Here is a 15,155-nt window from a genome sequence, read left to right on the forward strand (position 1 = left end):
GACCCTGGGCGTCAGCCCCGGTCGCGAGAGCCGTTCTCCCCGCGTTGCTATGGCGCGCTCCGGACCAGGGCCGGCCGTCCGACCCGCCCCCGTCCTCCGGAGGGGCCGGAGCGCGGGCCCCTCAGGCGGAGAGGGGTGGATCGGAACGCCGCGGAGGCCGCATCGTCGGTCCCGTCACCCCGCGGTGGGGAATCACAGAACCCGGTTGCACCCCGTGCGGGAACGGCCCTAGCGCGCCGGCCGCCGCCGGCCCTGGGCCGGTCCGCGCGGTCCGGCGCCGCCCGCCGGTCGGCCCTCGCCCCGGCCCTCGCCCCGAGCCTCGCCCCGAGTCTCGGCCTGCCCCTCGGTCCGGGTCCCGAGCCAGACCACGTGCTTCGGGCCGCTGCCCCGGCCGCTCGCGTGGACGCGCTGCTCGTCGACCGCGAAGCCGGAGCGCTGCAGGCGGCTCTTGAACTTCCGGTCCGGCGCGCCCGACCAGACGCCCAGGATGCCGCCCGGCCGCAGGGCCCAGCGGGCGCGCTTCAGGCCCCAATTGTCGTAGAGCCGGTCGTTCGCCTTGCGCATCAGCCCCTCCGGGCCGTTGTCGACGTCGAGCAGGATCGCGTCGTAGCGCGCCGGGCCGGCCTGGATCAGGCGGTTGACGTCGGCCTCCTGCAGGTCGACCCGCGGATCGTCCAGGCAGCCGGCGAAGACGTGGGCGAGCGGCCCCCGGGCCCAGGCGACCACGGCGGGCACCAGTTCGGCCACCACCACCTGCGCCTCCGGCCCGAGGCCTTCGAGCGCCGCCCGCAGGGTGAAGCCCATGCCGAGGCCGCCGATCAGGATCCGGGCCCGGGGCCGGTCCTGGAGCCGCGCGCAGGTCATCGCGGCGAGCGCCACCTCGGAACCGCTGCGCCGGTTGTTCATGAGCTCGATCGTGTCGGCCATGATGGCGAATTCGTCGCCGCGCCGCATCAGGCGCAGGTCGGTGCCGCCCCCGGGCACGGATCCGGTATCGAGATGAACCCAGGGTATCACGCACACGTCCTCGGCTTGCCGGCGCCCGTCCCGTACGGGCGGCGGAGGGATCGCGGCAGGAGCAAGGCGGCGCCCGGACCCGGCAGTGCGCGTCGCGCAACCCCCTGCCCGGCGACGCACCTTGCCGCGACCGATTCCGGCGGCGTATCAGCACCTATGGCCAAACGCATCAAGTCGAGACCCCAGGAGCGGGGCTCCGTTCTGTTCGATATCGTCTTCACGGACGGTTCACGGGCCTCGAACCGGCGTGTGCCGGCCGAGATCCTCGGCGGCCTGGACGGCGACGAGCCGGCCCGGCAGCTCATCGCCGAGCAGGAGGAAGAGATCGCCCGCAAGGCCGGACGGCCGGGCCGCGCGATCGAGAGCCTGACGCGCTCGCCCGTCGTCAAGCCGAAGCCGGTCGTCTGACCGGAGCGGTCAGGCGCTCTCGGCCAGCCGGCGCAGGACCTCGTCGCGCAGGGCCTCGTTCATCGCCGCGAACCGGGGCTGCAGGCGCGTCCGCAGCCACGGGACCAGGGCGGGGGCGAGCAGGCCTGCGACGGCCACCGCCTGGACGAGGCGGACCCCGTCGGCGGTCTCGAGGATCCGGACCTCGTGCTCGCCGACGAGCAGGGGCGGCATCGTGAGGCCGCCGCGCCAGGCGAGGCGCCGGCCGGGCTCCCAGCCGGTCACCGTCACCTGGCGCGTCCGGTAGGCGCGGCCGTTCAGGGTCCGCTCCAGGCGCCAGCGCGCGCCCTCGCGCAGGCGGCCCGCCGCCTTGCGGATATACGGGTTCCACGCCGGGTAGGAATCCAGATCCGTCAGCACGGACCAGACGAGTCCGGCCCGCGCGGGGATCGCGATCTCCGTGCTGCTGATCCGAACGCCCGTCATGCCTTCCCTCCCGCCGCCCTCCCGCCGGCGCCCGTTCGCCCCGGCCGCTCCCGCTCTCCGAAACCGCGCGCCGCCCACCCGGCGGTTCAGACCGCGCCCTCGACCACTTCCAGCGCCCGCAGGATGGCGAACCCGATCCGCTCGGCCTCAGTCTCCGCGTCGGCGGGGAGCAGCGCCACGGTCTCGACCCCCCGCTCGTCCTCCGGACCGACCACGACCCGGATCACGTCGCCCTCGACCGCCGACGGGTCCCGGATCAGGCCGACCCGATGGCCGGCCCCCGTGCCGAAGACGCGCAGGGGCGCCTGGGCGGGATCGGGCTCCGGTTCCGGCGCGGGGGTGCGGGGGACGCCGAAGGCGGGGCGGATGACGTTGTCGTCGGACATGCGGAACCCAGTCTCCGTTCGTACGCGGGTGCCGGTGCGGCCGGGGCTCAGGCCGGCCCGGTCCGGGGGGCGGCGAGACCCGCCGTCGCGAGCACCGCGTCGGCCAGCACCTCCAGGCCGGCCCCGGCCCAGGCCGGCGTGATGCTCTCGGCCTCGTTGTGGCTGATCCCGCCGTGGCAGGGGCAGAACACCAGGGCCGCCGGCACCGCACGGGCGCAGTAGACGGCGTCGTGGTAGATCGCGGTCGGCATCCGCGTCCAGGCATGGCCCCGCGCCTCCGCCGCCGCCTGGACGCGATCCACCAGAACCGGATCGAACGGGGTCGGGGGCGCCCGCCAGAACTCCGAGACCTGGATCGTGACGCCGCGCCCGGCCGCCAGCGCGTCGGCCCGGGCGCGGATACGCGTCCCCATCGCCTCCAGCTGCGCGGTGTCGCCGTGGCGGGTGTCGAGGCTGAACCAGACCCGGCCGGGCGTGATGTTGCGGCTCGCCGGCTCCGCCTTCAGCACGCCGACGGTGGCGCGGCCGCGCTCGCCCCCCTCGCCGACCGCCGTCTCGGCGATGTCCTCCAGCGAGGCGATCAGCGCCGCCGCGGCCATCATCGCGTCCCGCCGGCCCGCCATGGGGCTGCCGGCATGGGCCTCCTCGCCCAGCACGGTGATCTCGTACCAGATCTGGGCGAGCGCCCGGTCGACCACCCCGATGGTGAGGCCGGCCTCCTCCAGGCGCTTGCCCTGCTCGATGTGGAGCTCGAAATAGGCGCCGATCTCCCGCAGGGCGGCCGGATCCGCCGTGCCCTGCCAGCCGATGCGCCGCAGCGCGTCGCCGAAGACGTGGCCCGCGAGGTCGCGGGTCGCCAGGATGTCGGCCTCCGGGACGATGCCCATGGCGACGCCGCTGCCGCTCATCGGCGGGGCGAAGCGTGCGCCCTCCTCGTTGCACCAGTTGATCAGCAGGAGCGGCGCCTCGGTCTCGATCCCGGCCTCGTGCAGGGCGCGCATGATCTCGAGCCCGGCCAGCACGCCGAGGGGTCCGTCGAACTTGCCCCCGGTGGGCTGGGTGTCGAGATGGCTGCCGATGGCCACGGGCTTGCGGCTCGGATCGCGCCCGGGGCGGCGGAAGATCATGGTGCCGACCCGGTCCACGGTGAGCGTCAGCCCCGCCGCCTCGCCCCAGCGTTGGAACAGGGCGCGGCCCTCGGCGTCGCGGTCGGTCAGGGCCTGCCGGTCGTTGCCGCCGTTGGGGAGCGCGCCGATCCGGGCGAGGTCCATCAGGCTGTCCCAGAGCCGGACCTGCGAGAGCGGGAGGTTGATGCGGTCCACCGTGCGCTCCATGGTGCCTCTGCCGAATGCCGACCGGACGGTGCAGGTTACGGCGCACCGGCAACCCGCACCAGGGTCGGGCGACGCGCGTTCCGGCGGCCGGGCAGCGGCCGTCCCGGAGCCCGGGGCGGAGTGCGGAATTCTCTCCGATCGCGCGGTCTACCCATCATTTGTGATCGAACTTTCTCTGCCGCAGCGATGTGGATCCGGTCTTTGTGCCGTGATGGGACGACCGAGACCTGTCGAGGAACGCCGAGATTCGCCCTGCGCCGCATCGATGTCTTCCTCGGCCGCAATGCGACCCGAAACTCGGCGGCCGCGACGCCGCGTATGAAGCTGTCGACCGGGACGATACTGGACATCCGGCTTGCCGCGCGCATGTGGCGCGGATCAATCTGTCCATCATCGTACAATCATCGATACTAGCCAGTTCGGAGAGGATTCCATGATGCTGGCTTCTACGGCAGCCTCTGCCCTGCAGGCCGCCGGACTGATCGGACTCTGGGATACGGACGTCCGGGCCGGCCGGTCGGTGCTCGACACGGGCGCGGCGTCTCTTCTGGCGGGGGACCCGCGGCTCGCCGGGACGCCGCTGCCGCTCGACGCCGCCCTCGGCCGCATCCACCCGGCGGACCGGGACTGGGTGTTCGGCCGGATCCACCATGTCCGTCGGACCGGGGGCCCGGTTTCGCTGGAGTTCCGCATCCTGACCGGGGCGGGCGAGACCCGCTGGATCCTCAACCGCGGCTGCCTGACGCCCGACGCGGACGGCGTGCTGCGGGGGCGCGGCGCCTATATCGACGTGACGGATCTCCATCCGCCGTCGGTGCGGGCCGCGGAGGGCAGCGGCGCCGCGCAGGGGGCCGACCTGAACGTCGCGGCCGACCACGGCATCGCGGTCCACGCGGCGCTGGAGCGCCACGGGGACCCTTATCTGAAGACGGTCTCGGAGATGCTGCTCCTCGGGATCGGCCGTGCGCTGGCGCGGCGCGAGCCCTGAGGAATCCGCAGGCTCAGGTGCGCCAGGGATGGGCCGGCAGTTCGGTCTGGCCGATGGCCTTGGCGCCGGCTTCCGCGACGGTGTGGTCGTTCTCCACCGTCGAGCCGCTGACCCCGATGGCGCCCGACATCACGCCGTCGGCGTCGACGATCGGGATCCCGCCCGGGAAGGTGATCAGCCCGTCGTTGGAGTGCTCGATCCCGTAAAGCGGACCACCCGGCTGGGACAGCTGGCCGATCTGGCCGGTCATCATGCCGAAGAACACCGACGTCTTGGCCTTCTTCTGGGCGATGTCGATGGACCCGACCCAGGCATCGTCCATGCGGTGGAACGCCTTGAGGTTGCCGCCGGAATCCACCACGGCGATGCACATCTGGGTGCCGAGCTCGACGGCCTTCGCCCGCGCGGCCGCGATCGCCGTCTCGGCCTGCTCGATCGTCACGTGCATGGGACACTCCCGTTCGCGTTGTCTGCGCGACAGGCTGTGACGGTTTGAAGCGCCCGGCGCAAGATCGACCGCAGATCGGCGGCGCGCTCAGCCGGCGCGCTCCCGGGCGGCGCGGATGCGCTCCAGGAGGTCGGCCGCCAACGCCGCGCACCCGGCGGAATCCGGGCAGGGCCGCTTCCACACCACCCGTCCCTTGCGCAGGATGACGTCCGCCTCGGCGGCCATCGCGGGCAGCGGCCGGTCCGGCCGCAGATCGGCCGCGACGCCCTGCGGGCCGCCCCGGAGCCGGGCGACGCCCAGCGCGCAGCAGGATGCGCGCAGCCGCGCTAGGTCGAACAGGGCGAGCACCGGCGCGGGGGCCGCGCCGAACCGGTCCTCGACCTCGCCGGCCAACGCTTCGATCGCCTCGGGATCCTGCAAGCGCAGGAGGCGCGTGTAGAGGCTGAGGCGGATCTCGGGCTCGGGGACGTAATCCTCGGGAATGCGGCTCGGCAGACCGAGTTCGATCTCGGGGCTCCAATCCTCGGCGCGCTCGCCCTTGGCGGCGGTGAGCGCCAGCTGCAGCAGGTGCTGGTAGAGCCCGAGCCCGACGAGCTTGGCGTGACCCGCCTGATCCTCGCCGACGAGGTCGCCGGCGCCGCGCAGATCGAGGTCCCGGGCGCTGACCGCGAAGCCGGCGCCGAGGCGGTCCAGGGCCTCCAGGGCCCGCAGGCGCTGGAGCGCCGCCGCCGGGGGCGGCGCTGCCGGGTCGCTCAGCAGATGGACGGTGCCGCGCCGCTGGCCGCGGCCGACGCGGCCCCGGAGCTGGTGGAGCTGCGCCAGCCCGAACCGGGCGGCCTCCCAGACCAGCATGGTGTTGGCCCGGGGCACGTCGAGACCGCTCTCCACGATGGCGGTGGCGAGCAGGACGTCGCCGTCGCCATCCGCGAAGCGGACCATGACCTCGTCCATGGCGGAGGGCTTGAGATCCCCGTGCGCCACCAGGATGTCGAGGCCCGGCACGAGGGCGCGCAGCCGCTCGGCCATGGGGCCGATATCCTCGATCCGCGGGCAGACCACGAAGCTCTGGCCGCCCCGGCGGTGCTCGCGGATCAGTGCCTCGCGGACCGCCTCGGCGTCGAAGGGCGCCACCACGGTCCGGACCGGCTGGCGCAACGCCGGCGGCGTGGCCAGCACGCTGAGGCTCTGGAGGCCGACGAGCGCCGCCTGGAGCGTGCGCGGGATCGGGGTCGCGGTGAGCGTCAGGACGTGGCCGCCATCCGCGAGGCGGCGCAGGTCGGCCTTCATCTTCGCGCCGAAGCGCTGCTCCTCGTCGATCACGGTCAGGCCGAGATCCGCGAAGGACACCCCGCTGCCGGCGAGCGCGTGGGTGCCGACCACGAGCCGGATCGTGCCGTCGGCGAGCCCCGCCTTGACGCGCTTGGCCTCGGCCGGCGCCACGAGGCGCGAGAGCTGCGCCACCTCCACGCCGAACCGCCCGAAGCGGCGGCGCAGGGTCTCGGCATGCTGGCGGGCCAGCACGGTGGTCGGGGCGATCAGCGCCGCCTGCCGGCCGGAGAAGATCGCGGCCGCGAGCGCCCGGAGCGCCACCTCGGTCTTGCCGAAGCCGACATCGCCGCAGACCAGCCGGTCCATCGGCCGGCCAGAGGCGAGGTCGGCCATCAGCGCATCGACCGCAGCCGCCTGATCGGGCGTCGGCGCGAAGCCGAAGCCCGCGGCGAACCGCTCCATGTCCCGGGCCGGGGGCGACAGGACCGGCGCCTCCGTCTCCCGGCGGGCGCGGGCGGCCTCCAGCATCAGGCGGGCGGTCCGCGCCATGGTGGCCTCGGCCTCCAGGCGGCGCCGGGGCCACGTGCCGCCGTCGAGCTTGTCGAGGGTGACGGCGTCGGGCTCCGGACCGTAGCGCCAGATCCGGTCGGCCTGGGTCACCGGCACCATCAGGATCGCGTCGCCGGAAAAGCGCAGGCGCAGGGCCTCGGAGGGCTCCTCGCCCCGGGTCGTCACCGCCTCCAGCCCCTCGAACACGCACAGGCCGTGATCCCGGTCGACGGCCACGTCGCCGGGGCGCAGGTCGACCTCGCCCATGGGCAGGATCGCCCGGGCGCCGCCCGTGACGGCGGCCTCCGGGCCGAACAGGTCGGCGGCGGCGATCACGGTCGCGCCCTGCTCGGGCACCCGGAAGCCGGCCGCCAGCGGCGCCTCCAGGGCGAGGACGTCGCCGGGTGCCGCCTCGGCGACGTCGGCCCAGGCGTCGATCAGCCGGATCGGGCGCTCGGCGATCTTGCCCGCCTGGCGCACGAGGCGCCGGAGCGGCCGGACCGAGCCGGCGAGCACGACGACGTCGCCGGCCTTCAGCCGCTCGCGCAGGACCTTGGCGAAGGCCGTTCCCGGCCGGCGCTCGCCGGCGAAGGTCGGCATGGCCCGGGGCTCCCCGGCCGCCTCGGTGACGGCAAGCCGGCCGTGCGCCGCCACGATGGCGCGCCACGCCTCCGGCGTCAGATAGAGGGCGGCGCCGGGCTGCCCCTGCGCGTCGCGGGCGGTCAGCCGGCCCCGCGCCTCGTCCATCTGCTCGAAGAAGGCGTCGACCCGGGCCTGCGTGCCGTCCTCGACCGCGAGGCGCGCGCCGGGCACGTAGTCCAAGAGGGTGACGAGGCGGGGGTAATAGCGGTCCAGGCGATGCTCCTGGCCGGTGAAGGGCTCGAAGCTCTGGCCGGATCCGGGCTCCAGGATGATCTCGGTGGCGGGATCGATGACGAGTTCGTCCGCCTCGGCCACCGAGCGCTGCGAGATCGGGTCGTAGGAGCGGATCGCCGTGACGCGCCCCTCCGCGTGCTCGATCCGGCAGGGCCGCGGCGCGGCGGCGGGGAACACCTCGACGGTGCGGCCGCGGACGGCGATCTCGCCGGGCTCGTCGACCCGTTCGTCGAGGATGTAGCCGAGGCGCTTCAGGTCGGCGGTCGCGGCGGCGACGTCGAGGGGGTCGCCGACCCGCAGGGTCACGCGGGCCGAGGCCCAGGTCTCCGGCGGCGGTACGCGCTGCACGAGGGCGGGGGCGGTGGTCAGCACGAAATCCGGCAGCGCCTCCCGGTCGGTCAGCCAGCGCAGCACCGCGGCCCGGGCGCCCATCATGGCCCGCGACGGCGAGGCGTGGTCGAAGGGCAGGCAGTCCCATTCGGGATAGATCGCGACCTGCGCGTCGGGATCCAGCGCCCGGAGGGTCGCGGCGAGGTCCTCGAGGCGGCGGGCATCCCGGGCGACATGCACCACCGGACCGGGGCCCTCGGCATAGGCCAGGAGCGCCACCGCCAGGGCGCCGGTGGGCATCAGCGGCGCATCCTCCAAGCCCTGATGGGCGCCCGCCTTCGTCCTGCGCTTGGCCATGCCTGATCCGAACCCGTCCCTCTTGAGCCGGCAACGCCGCACCGCCCCCGCGGGCTCCCGGCCGCGGCGATCCGATCCACAGCCGTGACCGCGCGGCCTCCGGTGCGGTCCGCGCCGGCACAGATCACGAAGACACCGCAGCGGGCGCCCGGACGGGATCGCCGGCCCGGACAAGACTTGGCCGGCGCCTGTGAAACCATGTTGTCGCCGACGATCCGATGCGAATGTCGACTAATGGACTGTCGCGGAATGCTTGGGCTGGTCGCGCCGCCGGGCCCGTGAGGCAGAGTTTCATTAGGGAGGCGCGGGCGCTTACGCTATGACGGTCCCGTGTCGCAGACCGAGACAATATCCCGCCCGTCGGGTTTCGAGCCCGAGCATCCCCAGCGGCTCGCCGCCTTGCGCGCCTACGCCATCCTCGACACGCCGCCGGAGCGCGCGTTCGACGAGATCGCCGAGATGGCCGCCCAGGCCTGCGGCACGCCGATGGCCCACATCAATTTCGTCGATGCCGACCGGCAGTGGATCAAGGCCGCGTTCGGCCACCCCGCGCGGGCGATGCCGCTCGATTTCGGCTTCTGCACCGAGGCCATGCGCGAGGACGGCGTCCTCGTGCTGCCCGATCTGGCCGCGCTGCCGGACCGCGCCGCCAATCCGCTCGTGGCCGGCGAGCCGCACCTGCGCTTCTACGCCGGCGTGCCCCTGGTGACGCCGGACGGCTGGGCCATCGGGACGCTCTGCGTCCTCGACCGCGTCCCGCGCACCCTGACCGACCAGCAGATCTTCATCCTCAAGGCGCTCGCCCGGACGGTGATGACGCAGCTGGATACCCGGAATGCCGAGGCCGCCCTGCGCCGGAACGAGGAGCGCTACCGCTCGCTCTTCACCTTCATCGATGCCGGCTTCTGCCTGGTCGAGCTGACGTTCGAAGACGGCCGGGCGGTCGATTACCGCTTCCTGGAGGCCAATCCCGCCTTCGAGCGGCAGACCGGCCTGACGGACGTGGTGGGGCGGTGGATGCGGGACATCGCCCCCGATCACGAGCAATGCTGGTTCGACCTCTACGGCCGCGTCGCCCTGACCGGCGAGCCGGTCCGCGTCGAGCAGGCCGCCAAGGCCCTCGACCGCTGGTACGACGTGCACGCCTACCGGGTCGACGGGCCGGGCCGGAACCGCGTCGCGATCCTGTTCAACGACATCACCGAGCGCCGCCGGAGCGAGATCGCGCTCCGCGCCCGGGAGGCGGAACTCCGGCTGGTCGCGGACGCGATGCCGGTCCTGATCGCCTTCATCGACCGCAGCCTCACCTATCGGTTCGCCAACGCCGCCTACGAGTCCTGGACCGGCTGCAGGCCCTCCGAGGTCGTCGGGCAGACCGTGCGGATGCTCATCGGTCCCGAGGCCTTCGCGATGCGGCAGGCCGCCTTCGAGCGGGTGCTGGCCGGGCAGGAGATCCGCCGGGAATGGACCTGGACGCTCCCGAACGGCGAGACCCGCGTCGCCGACACCCGCTACCTGCCGCGCCGGGGAGCGGACGGAGGGGTCGACGGGTTCTACGTCTTCGCCCACGACGTCTCGGAGCGGAAGCGGATCGAGGCGCTGCTCCAGTCCCGGGCGGAGCGCCTCGAAGCGCAGGTCGCCGCCCAGACCCGCGACCGCGACCGGGTCTGGACGCTGTCGCCGGTGCTGAAGCTCGTCGCGGACCGGGACGGGCGGGTCCAGTCGGCGAACCCGTCCTGGAGCCGGGCGCTCGGCTGGTCGGAGGCCGAGACCCTGGGCCGGGCCGCCCTCGACTTCGTGGCCGCCCCGGAGCGGGCGGCCGCGCAGGCGGCGCTGCGGCCCCTCTGCGACGAGAGCCGGGTCGAGGATGTCGAACTCTCCTGTCTGACCCGCGCCGGCGACCGGCGCCGGGTGCTCTGGACCGTCGTGCCGGAGGACGGGCTGTTCTACGGCTTCGGGCGCGACATCACCGAGCAGCGGCAGGCCGAGGAGGCCCTGCGGCAATCGCAGAAGCTGGAGGCCATCGGCCAGCTCACCGGCGGGGTGGCCCACGACTTCAACAACCTCCTGACCATCATCCGGTCCTCCATGGAATTCCTGCGCCGGCCCGACCTCGCTGAGGAGCGCCGCCGCCGCTACGTCGACGCGGTCTCCGACACCGTGGACCGCGCGGCCAAGCTCACCGGCCAGCTCCTCGCCTTCGCCCGGCGCCAGGCGCTGAAGCCCCAGGTCTTCGACATCGGCGCGCGCCTGCGCAGCATCGCCGACATGCTCGACTCGGTCACCGGCGCGCGCATCCGCGTCATCATCGAGCTGCCGGAGACGCCCCGCTTCGTGCGCGCCGACGAGAGCCAGTTCGAGACCGCGCTGATCAACATGGCGGTCAACGCCCGCGACGCCATGCGTGGGGAAGGCAGCCTGACCCTGCGCCTGGAGGGCGAGTGCCCGATGCCGCCGATCCGCGGGCATGCCGGCGCGCCGGGGCCGTTCGTGGCCGTGCGGGTTTCCGATACCGGCGACGGCATCCCGGACGCCGATCTGGGGCGGATCTTCGAGCCGTTCTTCACCACCAAGGAGATCGGCAAGGGCACCGGCCTCGGCCTCAGCCAGGTCATCGGCTTCGCCAAGCAGTCGGGCGGCGACATCGACGTGGCGAGCGCGCTCGGGCGCGGCACGACCTTCTCGCTCTACCTGCCCCAGGTCGAGGCGCCCGCAGAGGTCGCCGAGGCCGACCGCGACCGCCGCCGGGCGGCGGAACCGCGGCGGGGCCTGTGCATCCTCGTCGTGGAGGACAATCTCGGGGTCGGCCGGTTCTGCACCCAGATCCTGGAGGATCTGGGCCATGCCCCGGTCTGGGCGAAATCCGCCGAGGAGGCGCTGGGCGAACTCGGGCGGACGCCCGACCGCTTCGACGTGGTCTTCTCCGACGTGGTCATGCCGGGGATGGGCGGCTTCGCCCTCGCCCGGCAGCTCCAGGCCGACCGTCCCGACCTGCCGGTGGTGCTGACCTCGGGCTACAGCCACATCCTGGCCACGGACGACGCCCACGGCTTCACCCTCGTGCGCAAGCCCTACTCCGCCGAGCAGCTCGCCCAGGTCCTCTACGAGACGGCGAAGCGCGGCGGGCAGCCGGCCGCCCCGGCGCCGCAGCCGGGCGGCGCTGACGGGGCGCGCGATCCTTAACCGCCTTCGCCCGAATTCGTCCGCATTCTAACCTAAGCATTTTGGGCCACACCGGACTGGATGTATTGTATTCGCCTCGACAATCGGGGCGCGAGACCGCCATGCCGCTGACCGGACGCTTCTGGTTCCGCCGGACCTGGACCGGCAAGCTGATCCTGCTCGTCGAGGAGGAGCGCGGGCGCTGGTTCCGTCGCCACCTCGGCCGCAAGCTGCGCTGGCGCGATGCGCGGCTCCTCGACCTCGCCGAAGCGCCCCTGCGGAACCTGATGACGCTGGAGCGGACCTACCGCGCCGAGTTTGGCCCCGGAGATCTGCGCCGGCCGGTCGGAATCGCTCCGATGACGGGCGCATTGCCGTTGCGACGCGGCGTTCCGGATCCAGGAACAAGACCACCTGTGTCGAGTTGATGCCGGGCCAGACGGTGCCGACCGCATTGTCCGGCCGCCCCGCTCGGGCGTTTCCTCCCTAGACTTTCGGACCGTTCTCTTGAGGGCGGTCTTTTTTTATTGTCGGTCCCCTTCCCCAGCCTGACCCGGAGCGAAGAGTTCTCAAGTTTCTCTTAGAATATCATCCGGGTCGCCGTCCGGCCCCGCCTCCAGGGCCAGGACCGCGAAGGTCGCGAGCCAGTGCTCGCCCATGTAGTCGCCGGTGACGTGCGGGAGCCCCACCGCGAGGTGATCCTCCGCGGCCGCGCCCAGGAGCGGCCGGCGGGGATCGTCCGCATCGAGGGCCGCGGCCAGCGCGCGGAAGCACCATGCGCGGCTGAGATTCAGCCCGTCGAGATGCGCGATCTTGCCGTCCGAGCGGTCGGTCACGCGGGCCGGGCGGAACAGGGTCGCGGGCCGGGACGCCGGGAGATCGGGCAGGAACCGGTCGAACCAGGGCGCGAAACGCGCGGGGGGCAGCAGCCGGCGCATGCATTCGGCCTCGATCAGCGCGGAGGACAGGAAGTCGTCGCCGCCGGGCTCGCCCCAGGCCGGGCAGTCCGTGTCCGCCCCGTACCAGCGCTCGGCTGTGTCGCGCAGCAGGGCGGTCAGCCCGGCATCCCCCGCGCCCTCCGCGTAATCGGCCGCCAGGCGCAGCGCGAAGGCGGTGTTGAAATGGGTCCCGACCCGTACCGGATAGACGGCGACCGGCAGGAAGTCCCGGAACCGCTGCGCGATCATCCCGGCCAGCGGCGCCAGGGCCTCGGACCAGCGGCGCTCGGGGAGCGCAGAGAGTTCGTCGGCGAGCTTCAGGAGCCAGCCCCAGCCGTAGGGCCGCTCGAAGCCCCGGGCGGTCGGGGCGGCGAAGTAGGCGCATTCCCCCGCCACCGTCTCGGGGGTCAGCTGCGCGTCGAGCCGGGCGCGGATCGCCGGGGCCTGGGGGCCGTCCGGGTACAGGCGCAGCACGCGCGCCAGCAGCCAGGTGCCGTGGACGCAGGAATGCCAGTCGTAGCTGCCGTGGAAGGCCGGGTGCAGGGCCGCGGGGGTGCGGGCATCCGCCGGACCGGCCAGGACGTGCCCGGGCTTGTTCGGATATTCGCGGGCGACGTGGCCCAGGGCGACCGCGGCGAAGCGCGCGGCGATGTCGGGGGTGAGCGCGGTCGTCATCGCGGGCATGGCGTCATCGCGGGCCTCCGGGGCGGCGAAGCGGCCGGCATAGCGGGTTTTCCGGTGCGGCGTCAGCGTCTCCGGATCCTTTGCCGGCAGGGCCCCGGATCGGCTATTGCGGGACGGCCAAGCCGACGCGCCGCGCCGGCTCGATCGGGGAGCCCTCATGCGCCGCGCGCCGTTCGCCGCCCTCCTCGTGGCGCTCTCCGCGATGGCCGCGGTCCCGGCCGCGGCCGCCCCCGATCCGAGCCGCGACGTCCTGTGGGCGGCACTGAAGACCTGCGTGCTCGCCAAGCGGCTCGCCAACCGGACCTTCCCGTGCCTCTCGGTCGACCTGGGCGACGCGGATCGTCCGGGCTCGGCGGTGCTGCGCGCCCCCGGCGAGCCGACCCACAGCGTCGTCATGCCCACCGACACCGTGGCGGGCCTGGAGGCACCGGTCCTGCGCGGGCCGCGGGGCGCCGCCTACTGGCGGGCGGCCCTGGCGGCGCGGCCGCTCGTGTCGGACGTGCTGAAAGGGAAGCTGTCCCCCGCGGAGGTCGCGCTGGCGGTCAACTCGGCCCGGGGCCGCAGCCAGGACCAGCTGCACATCCATCTCGACTGCCTGAAGCCGAGCGTGCTCAAGGCGGTCCGGGCGCACGGCCGGCAGGTGCGCCACACCTGGAGCCGCTTCCCGGTGCCACTGGCCGGCGACCGCTACTACGCCCTGCGCGTGCCGGAGGCGGAGGCCGCGCAGTTCAACCCGTTCGCGGCCCTGCACACCCTGCCGGGCGCCCGGCCGGACCTGCACCGGACGAGCTTCGCGGCGCTCGCCACGCCCCCGGGCGATCCCGAGCCGGGCTACATCCTGCTGGCCTACCGGGCGCCGAGTGCCAGCGCCGAGGACGTCATGGACCACAGCTGTCGGCTCGCGGCTGACCGGAGCGGCGCCTGAGCGGTCGCGGGCCGAGCGTGCCGAGGGTCACGGCGATCGCGGCGGCGGCAGCGCGTCGAGCAGCTGGCGCAGGAATGCCCGCACCGCCTTCGGCAGCCGCCGGTCGCGCATCGCCTGGATCTTCACGCCCCGGGCGAGGCTCGTCCGGGACTGGATCGGCAGGCTGACAAGCTCGTTGAGCCGCAGGGGCGTCTGCACCGACAGCGCCGACATCAGGGCGATGCCGCGGGAGCGCCGCACGAAGGGCAGCAGCGCCGAGAGATTGTTTGAGGTCAGCACCGGCTCCACTGCGATGCCCTCGTGCGCGCAGGCGGCGTCGAAGACCTGCCGCAGGGTCGTGTCCCGGGTCGGCAGGGCGACGGGATAGTCCAGCAGGTCGGCGAGGCGCAGGGCGGGCGCCCGCGCGAGGGGATGGTCGGGCGCGGCCAGCGCCAGCATGTCGACCTGCCCGTCGTAGAGCACCTCGACCTGCGCGGTGGGTGTCAGCGCGAAGGTGATCCCGAGATCGGCATCCCCCACTGCCACCGTCTGGGTGACCTGGGCCGGGGGCTGGACCGTGACCTCGAAGCGGATGCCGGGATGGGCCGCGTGGAAGGCCGCGATCGCGTTCGGCACGATGTCGAGGGAGAAGCCCTCGGAGCAGGCGACCCGGATCAGCCCGCGGGCGAGCCCTTCCAGCTCCCGGATCTCGGTGACCACCTGCTCGGAGCGGATCAGCACCTGATGGGCGTGCTGCGCCAGCAGCTCCCCGGCCGGGCTCGGCACCATGCCGCGCGGGCGCCGCTCGAACAGCACGCAGTCGAGCTCGGCCTCCAGGTTGGCGATCTGCCGGCTGATCGCCGAGGCGGCCACGTTGAGCTGGGCCGAGGCCGCCGCGATCGAGCCGGTGCGGGCCACGGCCAGGAAGTAGCGCAGGCCCGTCGTCTGCATTATCGTGCTCGATACGCTGTATGCTGCCATGCACATTGCCAATACGGCAACGCAGCACTCGCCAAATTCTACTTGTTGCGATCCCAGAT

The 15,155-nt window shown here is 73.5% G+C and carries 13 protein-coding genes; 5 read left to right on the plus strand and 8 right to left on the minus strand.

The window, feature by feature from the left end; all coding sequences use genetic code 11:
* Positions 1-228: 228 nt before the first annotated feature.
* Complete coding sequence (locus PQI07_RS09835) at positions 229-1,017, minus strand: spermidine synthase (RefSeq protein WP_274926533.1); 789 nt, start codon at positions 1,015-1,017, stop codon at positions 229-231.
* A gap of 156 nt (positions 1,018-1,173) precedes the next feature.
* On the opposite strand from PQI07_RS09835, the gene PQI07_RS09840 reads away from it, so the two are divergent.
* Complete coding sequence (locus PQI07_RS09840; RefSeq protein ID WP_043348754.1) at positions 1,174-1,425, plus strand: hypothetical protein; 252 nt, start codon at positions 1,174-1,176, stop codon at positions 1,423-1,425.
* 9 nt (positions 1,426-1,434) lie between these two features.
* Here the strand turns inward: PQI07_RS09840 and PQI07_RS09845 are convergent, their stop codons facing one another.
* The 3 genes from PQI07_RS09845 to PQI07_RS09855 all read right to left on the minus strand — a co-directional run bounded on the left by PQI07_RS09845 (position 1,435) and on the right by PQI07_RS09855 (position 3,610).
* Positions 1,435-1,890 carry an SRPBCC domain-containing protein gene (locus PQI07_RS09845; RefSeq protein ID WP_274926534.1) on the minus strand — a complete coding sequence of 152 codons (456 nt, stop codon included), beginning with the start codon at positions 1,888-1,890 and terminating at the stop codon, positions 1,435-1,437.
* A gap of 86 nt (positions 1,891-1,976) precedes the next feature.
* Positions 1,977-2,276, minus strand: a complete 300-nt coding sequence (locus PQI07_RS09850) for a hypothetical protein (RefSeq protein ID WP_043348759.1) — start codon at positions 2,274-2,276, stop codon at positions 1,977-1,979.
* 47 nt (positions 2,277-2,323) lie between these two features.
* Complete coding sequence (locus tag PQI07_RS09855) at positions 2,324-3,610, minus strand: Zn-dependent hydrolase (protein ID WP_179697454.1); 1,287 nt, start codon at positions 3,608-3,610, stop codon at positions 2,324-2,326.
* Between the two features lie 433 nt (positions 3,611-4,043).
* On the opposite strand from PQI07_RS09855, the gene PQI07_RS09860 reads away from it, so the two are divergent.
* Positions 4,044-4,598: a PAS domain-containing protein gene (locus tag PQI07_RS09860; RefSeq protein WP_274926535.1), complete on the plus strand. Its 555-nt coding sequence runs from the start codon at positions 4,044-4,046 to the stop codon at positions 4,596-4,598.
* A gap of 13 nt (positions 4,599-4,611) precedes the next feature.
* Here the strand turns inward: PQI07_RS09860 and PQI07_RS09865 are convergent, their stop codons facing one another.
* On the minus strand, positions 4,612-5,046 hold the full coding sequence (locus tag PQI07_RS09865) for a GlcG/HbpS family heme-binding protein (protein ID WP_043355601.1): 435 nt from the start codon (positions 5,044-5,046) through the stop codon (positions 4,612-4,614).
* A gap of 87 nt (positions 5,047-5,133) precedes the next feature.
* Positions 5,134-8,427: a DEAD/DEAH box helicase gene (locus PQI07_RS09870; RefSeq protein WP_274926536.1), complete on the minus strand. Its 3,294-nt coding sequence runs from the start codon at positions 8,425-8,427 to the stop codon at positions 5,134-5,136.
* 330 nt (positions 8,428-8,757) lie between these two features.
* Between PQI07_RS09870 and PQI07_RS09875 the strand changes: the two genes are divergently transcribed.
* Both PQI07_RS09875 and PQI07_RS09880 read left to right on the plus strand, forming a co-directional pair.
* Positions 8,758-11,610: a PAS domain-containing protein gene (locus PQI07_RS09875; protein ID WP_274926537.1), complete on the plus strand. Its 2,853-nt coding sequence runs from the start codon at positions 8,758-8,760 to the stop codon at positions 11,608-11,610.
* Positions 11,611-11,711: 101 nt separating this feature from the next.
* Complete coding sequence (locus tag PQI07_RS09880; protein WP_274926538.1) at positions 11,712-12,017, plus strand: hypothetical protein; 306 nt, start codon at positions 11,712-11,714, stop codon at positions 12,015-12,017.
* 141 nt (positions 12,018-12,158) lie between these two features.
* On the opposite strand, the gene PQI07_RS09885 is transcribed toward PQI07_RS09880, so the two are convergent.
* A complete protein-coding gene (locus PQI07_RS09885; RefSeq protein ID WP_274927702.1) occupies positions 12,159-13,202 on the minus strand; it encodes a DUF2891 domain-containing protein in 1,044 nt (347 codons plus the stop codon).
* Between the two features lie 166 nt (positions 13,203-13,368).
* On the opposite strand from PQI07_RS09885, the gene PQI07_RS09890 reads away from it, so the two are divergent.
* Positions 13,369-14,136: a CDP-diacylglycerol diphosphatase gene (locus tag PQI07_RS09890; protein ID WP_274926539.1), complete on the plus strand. Its 768-nt coding sequence runs from the start codon at positions 13,369-13,371 to the stop codon at positions 14,134-14,136.
* Positions 14,137-14,163: 27 nt separating this feature from the next.
* Here the strand turns inward: PQI07_RS09890 and PQI07_RS09895 are convergent, their stop codons facing one another.
* A complete protein-coding gene (locus PQI07_RS09895; protein ID WP_043351634.1) occupies positions 14,164-15,066 on the minus strand; it encodes a LysR family transcriptional regulator in 903 nt (300 codons plus the stop codon).
* Positions 15,067-15,155: the final 89 nt, after the last annotated feature.

It is taken from the genome of Methylobacterium sp. 092160098-2 (assembly GCF_028920805.1).
Taxonomy (GTDB): Bacteria; Pseudomonadota; Alphaproteobacteria; order Rhizobiales; family Beijerinckiaceae; genus Methylobacterium; species Methylobacterium fujisawaense.

Coding starts and splice junctions, on each gene's coding strand:
- PQI07_RS09860 (WP_274926535.1), top strand. CDS start 4,044: ATGATGCTGGCTTCTACGGCAGCCTCTGCCCTGCAGGCCGCCGGACTG.
- PQI07_RS09865 (WP_043355601.1), bottom strand. CDS start 5,046: ATGCACGTGACGATCGAGCAGGCCGAGACGGCGATCGCGGCCGCGCGG.
- PQI07_RS09855 (WP_179697454.1), bottom strand. CDS start 3,610: ATGGAGCGCACGGTGGACCGCATCAACCTCCCGCTCTCGCAGGTCCGG.
- PQI07_RS09870 (WP_274926536.1), bottom strand. CDS start 8,427: ATGGCCAAGCGCAGGACGAAGGCGGGCGCCCATCAGGGCTTGGAGGAT.
- PQI07_RS09880 (WP_274926538.1), top strand. CDS start 11,712: ATGCCGCTGACCGGACGCTTCTGGTTCCGCCGGACCTGGACCGGCAAG.
- PQI07_RS09845 (WP_274926534.1), bottom strand. CDS start 1,890: ATGACGGGCGTTCGGATCAGCAGCACGGAGATCGCGATCCCCGCGCGG.
- PQI07_RS09890 (WP_274926539.1), top strand. CDS start 13,369: ATGCGCCGCGCGCCGTTCGCCGCCCTCCTCGTGGCGCTCTCCGCGATG.
- PQI07_RS09850 (WP_043348759.1), bottom strand. CDS start 2,276: ATGTCCGACGACAACGTCATCCGCCCCGCCTTCGGCGTCCCCCGCACC.
- PQI07_RS09895 (WP_043351634.1), bottom strand. CDS start 15,066: ATGCAGACGACGGGCCTGCGCTACTTCCTGGCCGTGGCCCGCACCGGC.
- PQI07_RS09885 (WP_274927702.1), bottom strand. CDS start 13,202: ATGACGACCGCGCTCACCCCCGACATCGCCGCGCGCTTCGCCGCGGTC.
- PQI07_RS09840 (WP_043348754.1), top strand. CDS start 1,174: ATGGCCAAACGCATCAAGTCGAGACCCCAGGAGCGGGGCTCCGTTCTG.